The sequence below is a fragment of the Marinobacterium sp. YM272 genome (genome assembly GCF_050908845.1).
In the GTDB taxonomy this organism is placed as follows: domain Bacteria; phylum Pseudomonadota; class Gammaproteobacteria; order Pseudomonadales; family Balneatricaceae; genus Marinobacterium_D.
The window spans coordinates 4,008,049-4,020,437 of record NZ_CP194171.1; the positions used below are offsets into that span (position 1 = coordinate 4,008,049).

Annotated in this window: 11 protein-coding genes; 9 read left to right on the top strand and 2 right to left on the bottom strand. The window is 56.3% G+C overall.

Going from position 1 to position 12,389, the window contains the following annotated elements:
- Positions 1–3: 3 nt before the first annotated feature.
- The gene (gene trpD / locus ACQUQP_RS17885) at positions 4–1,038 is read right to left on the bottom strand and encodes an anthranilate phosphoribosyltransferase (RefSeq protein ID WP_432696391.1); all 1,035 of its coding nucleotides are present in this window, start codon (positions 1,036–1,038) and stop codon (positions 4–6) included.
- A gap of 11 nt (positions 1,039–1,049) precedes the next feature.
- The gene (locus ACQUQP_RS17890) at positions 1,050–1,631 is read right to left on the bottom strand and encodes an anthranilate synthase component II (RefSeq protein ID WP_432696392.1); all 582 of its coding nucleotides are present in this window, start codon (positions 1,629–1,631) and stop codon (positions 1,050–1,052) included.
- Between the two features lie 649 nt (positions 1,632–2,280).
- Here ACQUQP_RS17890 and ACQUQP_RS17895 point away from each other — a divergent pair.
- From ACQUQP_RS17895 to ACQUQP_RS17935, 9 genes are all read left to right on the top strand, one after another.
- A complete protein-coding gene (locus ACQUQP_RS17895) occupies positions 2,281–3,276 on the top strand; it encodes an ABC transporter substrate-binding protein (RefSeq protein WP_432696393.1) in 996 nt (331 codons plus the stop codon).
- A 14-nt stretch (positions 3,277–3,290) separates the two neighbouring features.
- On the top strand, positions 3,291–4,094 hold the full coding sequence (locus tag ACQUQP_RS17900) for an ABC transporter permease (protein WP_432696394.1): 804 nt from the start codon (positions 3,291–3,293) through the stop codon (positions 4,092–4,094).
- Between the two features lie 5 nt (positions 4,095–4,099).
- Positions 4,100–4,933, top strand: coding sequence for an ABC transporter ATP-binding protein (locus tag ACQUQP_RS17905; protein WP_432696395.1), 834 nt, complete (start codon positions 4,100–4,102; stop codon positions 4,931–4,933).
- Positions 4,934–4,959: 26 nt separating this feature from the next.
- The gene (locus ACQUQP_RS17910; protein WP_432696396.1) at positions 4,960–6,642 is read left to right on the top strand and encodes a GMC family oxidoreductase; all 1,683 of its coding nucleotides are present in this window, start codon (positions 4,960–4,962) and stop codon (positions 6,640–6,642) included.
- Between the two features lie 48 nt (positions 6,643–6,690).
- On the top strand, positions 6,691–7,323 hold the full coding sequence (locus tag ACQUQP_RS17915) for a DUF1028 domain-containing protein (RefSeq protein WP_432698718.1): 633 nt from the start codon (positions 6,691–6,693) through the stop codon (positions 7,321–7,323).
- 188 nt (positions 7,324–7,511) lie between these two features.
- Positions 7,512–8,669 (top strand): acetylornithine deacetylase, encoded by a 1,158-nt coding sequence (argE, locus tag ACQUQP_RS17920; protein WP_432696397.1) that lies wholly within the window; start codon positions 7,512–7,514, stop codon positions 8,667–8,669.
- Positions 8,670–8,787: 118 nt separating this feature from the next.
- Positions 8,788–10,209: an APC family permease gene (locus tag ACQUQP_RS17925; protein WP_432696398.1), complete on the top strand. Its 1,422-nt coding sequence runs from the start codon at positions 8,788–8,790 to the stop codon at positions 10,207–10,209.
- Between the two features lie 228 nt (positions 10,210–10,437).
- On the top strand, positions 10,438–11,832 hold the full coding sequence (locus tag ACQUQP_RS17930; protein WP_432696399.1) for an aminotransferase: 1,395 nt from the start codon (positions 10,438–10,440) through the stop codon (positions 11,830–11,832).
- 252 nt (positions 11,833–12,084) lie between these two features.
- Positions 12,085–12,315 (top strand): hypothetical protein, encoded by a 231-nt coding sequence (locus ACQUQP_RS17935; RefSeq protein ID WP_432696400.1) that lies wholly within the window; start codon positions 12,085–12,087, stop codon positions 12,313–12,315.
- Positions 12,316–12,389 lie beyond the last annotated feature (74 nt).

Here is a 12,389-nt window from a genome sequence, read left to right on the forward strand (position 1 = left end):
TTTTCAGTCCTTCAGTGACTGGCTGAACGTCGCCAGCTCCTGCATTTTCTTAATCGCCGCACCGGAGGCGATCGCTTCGATCGCCCTGGCAACGCCCTCTTTATGGCTGGCGGCCTGGCCGCCCAGGTAAATGGCTGCACCCGCATTCAACGCAACCATCGATACCGCTTTGCGCGCAGCAGTCTCTTCACTGCCGTTAAAGGCCGCCTTAATCAGTTCCAGCGACTGCGCCGGGCTATCCACAACCAGCCCGATCAGGCTCTGGCTCTCGACGCCCAGATCTTCCGGTGAAAGCCGGTATTCAGTGATTTCGCCATCTTTCAGCTCGGCGACATAGGTGTGGGTTGCCAGGCTGATCTCATCGAGCCCGTCCTCGGCGTGAACCACCATAATATGTTCACCACCGAGCTTCTGCATCACCTCGGCCATGGGGCGGCAAAGTTTCTTGGTGAACACGCCGATCACCAGGCGTTTGGCGCCAGCCGGGTTGGTCATCGGGCCGAGGATGTTAAACAGCGTGCGGGTACCCAGCGCCCGGCGGGCGCCGATAGCGTGTTTCATAGCGCCGTGATAACCGGGGGCGAACATAAAGCCCACGCCCACCTCGTCGATACAGCGCGCCACCGCCTCTGCACCCAAGTCCAGGTTGATACCGGCCTGTTCCAGCAGATCGGCACTGCCACTGCTCGATGAGACACCACGGTTACCGTGCTTGGCGATGTGCACACCGCAGGCCGCAGCGACAAAGGCACTGGCGGATGAAACGTTAAACAGGTTGGCGCCATCACCGCCGGTACCAACGATATCCACCAGCGGACCGCTCTTGGCATTGACCGGCGTTGCCAACTCACGCATCACCTGGGCGGCACCGGTGATCTCGTCGATCGACTCGCTTTTCATGCGCAACGCGACCAGGAAACCGGCGATCTGTGATTCGGCGCACTCGCCGGTCATCACCTGACGCATCACGTCTACCATTTCGTCGCGGCTCAGATCGATATGCTCGATCACCCGCCCCAGCGCTTCTTTGATATCCATCCTGTCGCCTCTTATCCGCGATTCAAAAAGTTGTTCAGCAGCTCATGGCCCTGCTGAGTCAGTATCGATTCCGGGTGAAACTGCACACCTTCGACATCCAGCTGACGATGTCTGACACCCATAATTTCGTCAAACCTACCCTGTTCATCCTGGGTCCAGGCGGTAATTTCCAGCTCATCGGGCAGGGATTCCTTCTCCAGGATCAGAGAATGATAGCGCGTAACACTCACAGGATTATCCAGCCCGGCGAAGACGCCCTCCCCGCGATGGTAAACCGGCGAGGTCTTGCCGTGCATCACCTTACGCGCCCGCACGACCTTTGCACCAAACACCTGGCCCAGCGCCTGATGTCCCAGGCAGATCCCCAGAATAGGCAGGCGGCCGGCAAAGTGCTCTATGGCTTTCAGCGAGATGCCCGCCTCATTGGGCGTGCAGGGACCGGGCGAGATCACCAGATGCGACGGCGACAGCGCCTCTATATCACTGAGGTCAATCTCGTCATTGCGACTGACGCGCACGTCGGCGCCCAGCTCCTGCAGATACTGTACGACGTTGTAGGTAAAGGAATCGTAATTATCGATGATCAGCAGCATGCCCGAGGCAACCTCTAGCTAATTCGTGAACCTGTTAACACAGCCTGGTTGCCGCTATCGCTATACCCAACCGCCAGCGCCCCGTCCGAGGCTCGAAAAGGTGCAATCATACAACAACGCCCCCGCAGCGCGCACCCGCCCCGGCGAGAAGACGGTGCCAAGCACCAAGCTCGAAATCCCTGATAAAAAACCTTGCATAGATTTTTTATAGGCATTAAATAAAAAAATACTAATTGTAATTAAATCCATTTCAATAGTATTAGTTGTCAGGATTAAAAAGCTAACCTGAACTCAATATAACCAGCAAAAAACCCATCCCCAAAAAAATCCTCAAAACCTGCTAGCGAAACATTTCAACTCCCTTCCCCCCCAGCATCAAGCGCTTAAAAAAACCACCAGAACCCCGCAACAAAACCATTAAAAATCATAACGATAAAAATAAAGAAAAGAAAAATCCGCCTAATACTTAAAAAAACGCACTGTTTTAGAGCCAAAAACAAAACCGCGCACCAATAATAAACAAAAACTAACAACTAAATAAAAAAACATTATCCAAAACCCAATAAAATGATAATTGTCAGAAAAGCACATCAAATATAGCTTTATAAAAAACCGATGCAGAACAGCTAATTTTATGGAGCGCATACTGATGAACTCAAAAGCTTTTAAAACAGGTCTGAAGACTCTCGCAGCCGCCTCAGTGGTTGCCTCTACCCTGGTATCAACACCCAGCTTCGCCGGAAAGCTGTCACTTGGTCACACAACCTGGGTTGGCTACGGCACCCTTTATTTAGCGCGCGATCTGGGCTTCTTCGAAGAACAGGGACTTGAGCTCGAACTTCAGACCATTGAGGAAGCTTCCATGTATATGGCCGCTGCGGCTTCCGGCCGTCTCTCGGGTTCGGCGTCCACAATCGACGAAATTCTGAAATACCGGCCGCAATTCTGCTTCAAGGCTGTTGCCGCGCTGGACGAGAGCTTTGGCGGTGACGGTGTACTGGTTAACGATTCCATTAAATCTATCCAGGACCTGAAAGGACAGCGCGTAGGCGTGAACGAAGGTTCAGTCTCCCAGTTCTGGCTGTCCTACCTGCTTAGCCAGCAGCAGATGGACATGAGTGACCTCCAGATCGAGAACATGACCGCTGATGACGCAGCCAGCGCCTTTATTGCAGGTCGTATTCCCGCCGCCGTGACCTGGGAACCGCACCTGTCGATGGTTCGTTCACACGATACCGGCGGCAAGGTTCTGGTCGACAGCAGCTCCACGCCGGGTGTCATCGTCGATGTGGTCGCGCTGAACTGCGACGTTATCGAGAACCAGCCGGAAGACGTCAAAGCACTGGTCAAAGGCCTGTACAAAGCGGTCGAGTACACCAAGGAAAACCCGGAAAAGGCGTACGAAATCATGGCCAAGGGCGTTGGTGGTTACCTGTCCGACCCTGCAGAACTGGCGGCTGCGGCCCAGTCTGTGCGCTTTTACAACAGCCCGATGAGCAAGCAACTGCTCGGCACGGACGACAGCCGCGGTGATATTGCCGACATCATCGAACTGGCAAACAAGACCTGGAGCAAGCTGCAGGGGAAAACCTACGACGTGAAATATAGAGATCTCGTCGATACCCGTTTTGTCACTGCTGAATAATAGGTAGCCCGGTCATGTCACAGCGTAGTTCTCTTGTACGCGATTGCCTGACCCCCAAGCAGGAGCTTCCCCGGAAGCTCGTGCTTGGCACTGGTCTCGCCGGCTGGATAGCCGTTATCGCGATCTGGATGATTTTTTCCGTCGGCGACATCGTTCCCGATATGTTCTTACCCTCGCCTTTTGATGTTATCGATGCCGGCGTCCGGCTAATCAACGACGGCTCTCTGATGGGCCACATCTGGGCAAGCCTGGAAGTCGTACTGATCGGCTTTTTTGTTGCCTCCGTGATATCGGTACCTCTAGGGCTGATGATGGGCAGTTTCCGCATCGTACAGGCGCTGCTCGATCCGCTGGTCAACTTCATTCGTTACCTGCCGGTCACCTCCTTTGTACCGCTGTTTATCCTTTGGATCGGTATCGGCCTCGAGCAGCGTGTCACCGTGATCATTTTCGGCGTTTTCTTCCAGCAGCTGGTGATGATCGCCGACGTGTCCCGCGGAGTATCCAAGGACCTGATGCAGGCGGCATACACACTTGGATCCAGCCGCAAAGACGTGGTTATGCATGTGATCGCCCCCGCATCGCTGCCGGGCGTACTTGATGCCCTGCGCGTCACCATTGGATGGGCCTGGACCTACCTGGTCGTGGCAGAGCTGGTCGCTGCCTCCAGCGGTCTTGGCTACATCAGCCTGAAAGCGATGCGCGGATTCCAGGTCGATGTCATCTTCCTGGCCATCGTCATCATCGGTCTGCTGGGCCTCCTCACCGATCAGGCATTCCGCATCCTCCGAATGAAACTTGGATCATGGGACAGGTAAAAGCGATGTTTAAACAATTCGATGACACACTGCTACAAGACACCGAGACAGCTGTTGATACCCGCGCAACCCAGCTGCATATCGATAACGTCAGCCTGCGCTTTCCCAAACCGGATGGCGGCGAATTCACTGCCCTTGAAAATGTCTCCCTGGAGGTCAAAGACCAGGAGTTCGCCGTCATCGTCGGCCCTTCAGGCTGCGGAAAATCCAGTCTGCTTTACCTGACTGCAGGCCTTAATACACCGAGCGACGGCGAAATCCGTGTGGCTGACCAGGTCGTCGACGGCCCGGGTGCCGATCGCGGCATGGTGTTTCAGAGTTACACCCTGTTTCCCTGGCTAACCGTTGCGGAAAACATTGAGTTCGGACTCAAGCGTAAAAAGATGCCCGCAGCCGAGCGCAAGGAGATCGTCAAGTACTACCTCAACGAGGTGGGCCTGAACGCCTTTGCCGATAACTTCCCCGCGCAACTGTCCGGCGGTATGAAGCAGCGTGTCGCCATCGCCCGCGCGCTGGCCAACGATCCCAAGATTCTGCTGATGGACGAACCCTTTGGCGCACTGGACAGCCAGACCCGTCTGCAGATGCAGCAACTGCTGCTTCAGGTCTGGGAGCACAGTAAAAAGACCGTGGTCTTCGTCACTCATGATATCGACGAGGCGATCCTGCTTGGAGACAGAGTCTTCGTGATGGGCGCCAAGCCCGGACGCATTCAGAAGATTCTCGATGTGGATATTCCCCACCCGCGCACTCTGGATATGGTGATGGAACCGGAGTTCATTGCACGCAAGCGAGAGATTCTCTCCCTGCTACACGACGACCTGGAAGAGATTCACTGAGGCCCGGTGATCGATTGGAGATAAACATGTCGCACAGTTCCCCGACTCATACAGCCTACGATTACCTCATCGTAGGCGCGGGCTCCTCCGGGAGTGTTATCGCGAACCGACTCAGTGCAGACCCCGCCATCAGTGTTTGCTTGATCGAGGCCGGTGGCAGCGATGCCAACCCGCGCGTACAAACACCGGCTGGCACCATCACCCTGTATAAAAGCCCCAGGTTCAGCTGGAACTACTTTTCTACGCCGCAGAAGGCTCTGAACAATCGCAGCCTGCATTGCCCCCGTGGCAAGGCTCTGGGCGGCTCCGCTTCGATGAACAGCATGATCTATATCCGCGGACACGCCAGCGACTATGACCGCTGGGCCGAGTCCGGCTGCTCCGGTTGGGGATGGAAGGACGTACTGCCTTACTTCAAAAAATCGGAGGCCAACCAGCTTGGCCAGGATCCCGACTATCACGGCACCGACGGCGAACTGCTGGTAGACAAGGCACGCGACCCCAACTTCTTTTCCAGGCTGTTCGTCCGTGCCAGCAGCAACATCGGCCTGCCGACAAACGATGATTTCAATGGTAAGAATCTTGAAGGCTGTGGCATCTACAACCTCACCCAGAAGCATGCCAGGCGCCTGTCGAGTTACCGTGCGTTCGTCCAGCCGGTACTGCAGCAACGCAGCAACCTGACGGTATTAACCGACTGCCAGGTAGAAAGTCTCATGCTTGAGGGCAAGCGTGCCAGCGGCCTGAAGCTGAGCGCCAAAGGTCAGTCTTTTGAACTGCGCGCAAACAAGGAAGTGATTCTCGCCGCAGGCTCTTTAGGGTCTCCCGAGATCCTGATGAAATCGGGCATCGGCCCCAAAGCGCAGCTTGAAGCCGCGGGCATCAACACGGTACTGGACCTGCCCGGCGTGGGCCAGAACCTGCAGGATCACCTGGACGGCCTGGTCACGGTGCGCTCATCAAGCAGCAGAACACTGGGCTTTTCTCTCGGCTCACTGCCAGCGGTCCTGGCATCTCCCTTCAAGTACCTGACGAAGCGCAAGGGCTGGTTAACGACCAATTACGTAGAGGCCGGCGGCTTCGCCAAAACACCGCTCAGCGACGGCCTTCCCGATGTTCAGTTCCATTTTGTACCTGGTTACCGCAGCCATCGCGGCCGTCTGTTCGAGTGGGGCCACGGTTACGCGATTCACACCTGCGTACTGCGCCCGAAAAGCATCGGCGAGTTGCGCCTGAGCCCCGACCGCAAACTTGAGCTCGACTACAACTTCCTCGCTGACATGGACGATGCAAAAGTACTGATCGAGGGGATTCGCCTGGCTCGAAAAGTCCTCGCCGACCCGGCCTTCGCCCCGCACCGCGGCAAAGAGATGCTGCCCGGCAAAGAGGTTCAGAGTGACGAAGAGCTGCTGGCCTACATCCGCGAGTATGCCGCAACGGTTTTCCACCCTGTCGGCACCTGCAAGATGGGTGTGGACGAGCAGGCGGTCGTGACGCCTGACCTCAGGGTAAGGGGCATCGACAACCTGCGCGTGGCGGACGCCTCGATTATGCCAACGCTGGTCAGCGGTAATACCAACGCGCCCTGCATCATGATTGGCGAAAAGGTCTCGGACTTTATTCTAAACGGTAGCGCGACCCGTTCGACGCCCGGATTTAAATCAACGTCACAAGTGCAGGAAACTGCCGAAATGGACACGGTACGCTAAGGAGCCCGTATGACCTTTTCCATCGCTGGATTCTGTCCAGAGACCGGAATGCTTGGCTGTGCAATCAGCTCCTCCAGCATCGCAGTCGCAAGCCGCTGTGCCTTCGTAAGAACAGGCACCGGAGTTGCACTCACCCAAAACGTCACGAACCCGAACCTCGGTCCAATGGCCTTGGACTATCTGCAGCTCGGTCATACCCCCGACCGTGTCATGCAGCTCCTTCACCAGGCTGACAGCGCCATCCAGTGGCGTCAACTGGGGGTACTCGACGCCCGGGGCGAAGGTATCACGTTCAGCGGCCAGGAGAGCCTTGGCATCCACTGCACCCAAGTGAATCGAGGTTGCCTGGCAATGGGTAACCTGCTGGCAAACGAGGATGTACCCCAGGCGATGGTCGATGCCTTTCTATCCAGCAAGGGCCACCTGGCCAGCCGTTTATTGGAAGCCCTTTCCGCCGGGTCAAAAGCGGGCGGAGAAATGGGACCGGTGTATTCTGCTGGCGTCCAGGTCTGTGCCGACCAGCACTGGCCCGTTGTCGATCTCAGGGTGGACTGGCATATCGACCCCATCCATGAGCTGAACATGATCTGGGGAAACTATGAGCCCCAGATGCAGGCGTATATCACCCGCGCCCAAGATCCGCTCAATGCCGAACGCTATGGCGTTCCGGGTGACCCGTAGAGGCCAATCGGTATCCACAAGACAGCGCCAGGTACGCCTTGTGGATACCCTTCTCAGCGCCTTGCTGCCTTCTTTATAAGTTTTTTGAATGCAAGCGAGAGATTAATAATATTTTAAGAATGATCTACGCCGCCCTATCCTGAGTTTCGATAACCGCTTTACCGATTACACTCAGTTCAGGACGTGAAATGGCAAACGCATTAACTCTTGAGGTTCTTCGTAACCTGATTGGCTTCGATACCACCAGCGCCAACTCCAATCTCGCGCTGATGGGCTATATCCAGACATTCCTCAAAAATCAGGGTGTCGAAAGCCAGCTGATCTACGACCAAGAAGAGAATAAAGCCAACCTTTACGCCACCCTCGGCCCCCAGGATAAACCCGGTGTCATGTTATCCGGCCATACCGACACCGTGCCGGTAACCGGCCAGAACTGGCATAAAGCCCCCTACGAACTGAGTGAAGAAGACGGTCGCTATTACGGTCGTGGTACCAGCGATATGAAAGGCTTTATCGCGGTAGTTCTGGCGGCCGTACCCGAGATCGTCAAACGCGATCTGCATACCCCGATCCACCTGGCCTTCTCCTACGATGAGGAGATCGGGTGTGTTGGCGTACGCCGGATGATCGACATGCTCAAGAAGCATCCTCTGAAACCCGGTATCTGCATCATCGGTGAGCCCACCAGTATGCAGGTCGTAACTGCACACAAAGGCAAGCTGGCAGCCAGGGTTAAGGTAAAAGGTAAGGAGTGCCACTCCGGCATGGCTCCCTGGGGAGTCAACGCGGTGAACTACGCCGCCCGGCTCATTAACTGGCTCGAACAGCTGGCACATGACAAACGCGACCAGGGACCTTTCGAACAGGGCTACGACATTCCCTACAGCACCGTACATACCGGCACGGTGCAGGGAGGCACGGCGCTCAATATCGTCCCCAACCAGTGTTCCTTCCTGTTCGAAATCAGAAATATCGCTGCCGATGATCCTCACGCCATGATGGCGGACTTTAAAGCCTATGCCGACACGCTGATTGCCGAGATGCGCGAGATCGATCAGACGTGTGACATCGATATCGACATCACCACTGAATACCCGGGCCTGAGCACCGCAGACGACGCCGAAGTTGTCGCCTTCGTGCGCGGCCTGACCGAGGAAAACGAGCCGGGCAGCATCAACTTTGGCACAGAGGGCGGCTTATTCAGCCGGGTTCTGGGTATACCCACAGTGGTTTGCGGTCCCGGCAGCATGGACCAGGGCCATAAACCCGACGAGTTTATCCATGGGAGCCAGCTACAGAGCTGTGAGCTCTTTATGGAGAAGCTGATACATCAGCTAACGGCGTAGCTACCGGAAGGTAAATGCTTCGGCCTGCGGCGGGGACTGAGACACTCAATGCCCACGCAGACCAAAACGTTTGTCATCCACCTGAAAGCTACACTATAAAAACTAATCAGGAGCAAATATGTCTGACTCCCAATCACTAACCGCAGATTCATCCTGTAAGGTCGAGAGCAAGAAAGGCTTCAGTAAAGTACTGGGCCTGGGCTCACTACTTGCTGTTGCCGTCGGTCTGGTCGTCTCCCAGGGCGTCATGGTCCTAATGCTGCAGGGCGCCGGTATCGCCGGACTTGGCTTTATCATCCCGCTCGCCATCGGCTTCCTGCTCGCCCTGACCTACGTTTTCTCCTTCTCCGAACTCTCCCTGATGATCCCCCGGGCCGGCAGCCTCAGCAGCTATACCGAGGTATCCATCGGCCACTTCCCGGCCATACTCGCCGTGTTTTCTGGCTACGTTGTGGTCGCCATGTTTGCACTCTCCGCCGAGCTGCTGCTGGTCGACTTCATCATTGAGAAGATCTACCCCGGACTGTTCCCGCCGATGACACTGGGCTTTGGTCTGCTCGGCGTGTTCACCGTGCTCAACCTGATGGGTATCGACATCTTTGCCAAGCTCCAGTCCGCTCTGGCGTTCATTATGGTGGTGGTACTGCTGATGCTGGGCCTCAGCGCCGTGGGCGGCTTCGCCAACCCGCACCCGGCCGGTATCGAACTGACCGCCGACTGGAACCCGCTGGGCGCCGGTGTGATTTCGCTGGTGGCTCTGGCCATCTGGGGCTATGTAGGTGCAGAGTTCGTCTGCCCGCTGGTTGAAGACGCGAAGAACCCCGAGCGCAACATCCCGCGTTCCATGATCATCGGCGTCAGCATCATTTTCGTCACCATCGCGATCTACTGCCTGGGTGCGCTGTTCTACATCCCGGCCGACCAGCTCGCCTCCTCCCCGCTGCCGCACTACGATTTCGCCAAGGCGGTGTTCGGTGACGCCGGCTTGATCTTCCTTGCAGTAGCCGCGATTACCGCCACCTGCAGTACCGTTAACACCTCGCTTGCCGCCATTCCCCGCATGCTTTACGGCATGGCACAGAACGGTCAGGCGTTTCCGCAGCTGAAGAAGTGTCTGCCCGGTACCAACACCCCCTGGGTAGCGGTGCTCTTCGTTGCAGCAATCACCGGCCTGCCAATGATCTTCATGGGTGATAATCCGGACGCTATCGGGCTGCTGCTGATCTCCGCCGCGATCGCCTGGCTGATCGCCTACATCATCACGCACATCAACGTTATGGTGCTGCGCAAGCGTTACCCGGATCTGAAGCGCCCGTACAAAACGCCCTTCTACCCGCTGCCGCAGATTCTTGGCATCGCCGGTATGGTCTATGCGATCTACTATGCCTCGCCGGCGCCGGAACTCAGCGGCCAGATCTTTGGCGCAGCCGGTATCGTTCTCGCCATCGTCTCAGTTATCGCGGTTTTCTGGGTAAAACTGGTGATGAAGAAACCACTGTTCAAAGCCGAGCCGATAGAGAAAGCGTTGAACGCAGAGTAAGCCTTACAGGCGCTCAGCGCTTAAAGGCTAAAACCTGGCCCCCGCACGCCCCGCCGCGTGCGGGGGCTTTCTCGTTATGGGGCTAGAATGAAAGAAGCAGCACCAGAGCTCTGCATCACTTTTACTAATCCTGTATCGAGGAAAATAATATTTTATCAATACCCCTGGCCCCGATAAGGTTGGAGGGGTCAAACAGCTAAGAATAGAAATTCAGGAGTACTCTCGAAAATGCCCAACAAGCAAACAACCGATATGCAGCAGGTGTGGCAGCAGGACAGAGACCACTACATCCATCCCTGGACAGATTTCTCCACCTTCAAAGAAGAGGGTTCCCTGGTACTCGCCGACAGTGACAATGTGCACGTCAAAGATGGCGAAGGCCGCGAATACCTGGACGGTATCGGTGGGCTTTGGTGCGTAAACATCGGCTATGCCCGTGAAGAGATGGCGCAGGCGATCGCAGACCAGATCCGCCAGATCCCCTATTACTCTTGCTTCGGTCACCACACGACTGTGCCTGCAGCGCAGCTGGCTGCCAAACTGGCAGAGCTGGCGCCGGGCAACCTGAACCACGTGTTTTACGGCTGCGGCGGTTCCGTCGCCAACGATACCGCGGTACGTATCATCCACTTCTACTTCAACCAGCTCGGTAAGAAGAGCAAGAAGAAGATCATTTCACGCATCGATGGCTACCACGGCAGCACCTACATGGCGATGTCGATCACCGGCGTGAAATTCGACCACATCGGCTTCGATATCGAAGAGCAGCTGGTGTCGCACATCTCCTGCCCTAACCCCTACCGTCGTCCGGCAGGCCAGAGCATCGAAGAGTTCTGTGACGAGAAAGTACAGGAACTGGAAGACAAGATCCTGGAACTGGGTCCTGACAACGTGGCTGCCTTCTTCGCCGAGCCGATCATGGGTGCCGGTGGCGTTATCGTTCCGCCCGAGGGTTACCACAAGAAAACCCTCGATGTGTGCCGCAAGTATGGCGTGCTGTACGTCTCCGACGAGGTTGTCACCGCCTTCGGCCGCCTGGGCCACATGTTCGCCTCCGAAGACGAGTTTGGCATCGTGCCGGACATCATCACCTGCGCCAAGGGCCTGACCTCCGGCTACCTGCCGCTGGGTGCCACAATCCTGTCTGACGAGATCTACGACGTCATCAGCAAGCCCCAGGCGGACGGCGCCCTGTTCACCCACGGCTTCACCTACTCCGGCCACCCGGTCAGCTGTGCGGCTGGCGTGAAGAATATCGAGATCATGGAACGCGAGAACCTCTGCGGCCATGTGAAGGATATGGGTCAGTACTTCGAAGACCAGGTGAAAACCCTGATCGATCTGCCGATCGTCGGTGATGTGCGCGGTCGCAAGTTCATGATGTGCATCGAGAACGTGGCGAACAAAGAGACCAAGGAACTGATCAACCCGGACGCCAAGGTCGGTAACCGTATCGCCGACCACTGCCAGGCGCGCGGTCTGATCGTACGTCCGCTGGCTCACATGAACGTGCTCTCTCCGCCGCTGACCCTGAGCAAAGAGAACATCGACTTCCTGGTCGCCACCCTGCGCGAAAGCATCGAAGCGACCATGGAAGATCTGAAAGCCGAAGGCTTTATCTAATCACTCCCTGTCAGTGACGCTTATCGAGGAGCCTTCGGGCTCCTCTTTTTTTGTCTGCCCCCTATTCAGCAGGAGCAGCGCCCCCGCCGAGATCCCCCCACCTCACCTCAAGATATTCACTGAACCTGACACAGCTTTGATTCGCGGCAGCAAACCACTGATGAAGCCCTATCCCTGGGACGCGAGCGCTTGAGCAATGCCGCTTCTCGAGCCATGCTAAAGGCACCTAAGGCTCAATACAGGGACCACGTCATGAGCAAATCGATCAAGGTTGTTGTGAAGCACAAGAGCGACGCAGCAGAAGACCCGGAACTGACAGCCAAACACGATGAAGCGCTGCACTTTGTGCAAGGGCTGCGCAAGAAGGGGGACAACGTCAAGGTTATGGTGGACAAGCTTAACGAGCACGGCCATTTAAGACCCGACGGCGAGCCCTGGGATTACGACAGCCTGAACAGTTTTATTCACGACGAGAAGATTTGACAGGTTCGCAGCAGTCAATCCGGCAAGCCGCTCTGCTGCCGTGTTGTTAGCGAGCGGCTTCTTCAAACACCCCG

Coding starts and splice junctions, on each gene's coding strand:
- ACQUQP_RS17930 (WP_432696399.1), top strand. CDS start 10,438: ATGCCCAACAAGCAAACAACCGATATGCAGCAGGTGTGGCAGCAGGAC.
- ACQUQP_RS17890 (WP_432696392.1), bottom strand. CDS start 1,631: ATGCTGCTGATCATCGATAATTACGATTCCTTTACCTACAACGTCGTA.
- ACQUQP_RS17900 (WP_432696394.1), top strand. CDS start 3,291: ATGTCACAGCGTAGTTCTCTTGTACGCGATTGCCTGACCCCCAAGCAG.
- ACQUQP_RS17905 (WP_432696395.1), top strand. CDS start 4,100: ATGTTTAAACAATTCGATGACACACTGCTACAAGACACCGAGACAGCT.
- ACQUQP_RS17915 (WP_432698718.1), top strand. CDS start 6,691: ATGCTTGGCTGTGCAATCAGCTCCTCCAGCATCGCAGTCGCAAGCCGC.
- argE (WP_432696397.1), top strand. CDS start 7,512: ATGGCAAACGCATTAACTCTTGAGGTTCTTCGTAACCTGATTGGCTTC.
- ACQUQP_RS17910 (WP_432696396.1), top strand. CDS start 4,960: ATGTCGCACAGTTCCCCGACTCATACAGCCTACGATTACCTCATCGTA.
- ACQUQP_RS17935 (WP_432696400.1), top strand. CDS start 12,085: ATGAGCAAATCGATCAAGGTTGTTGTGAAGCACAAGAGCGACGCAGCA.
- ACQUQP_RS17925 (WP_432696398.1), top strand. CDS start 8,788: ATGTCTGACTCCCAATCACTAACCGCAGATTCATCCTGTAAGGTCGAG.
- trpD (WP_432696391.1), bottom strand. CDS start 1,038: ATGGATATCAAAGAAGCGCTGGGGCGGGTGATCGAGCATATCGATCTG.
- ACQUQP_RS17895 (WP_432696393.1), top strand. CDS start 2,281: ATGAACTCAAAAGCTTTTAAAACAGGTCTGAAGACTCTCGCAGCCGCC.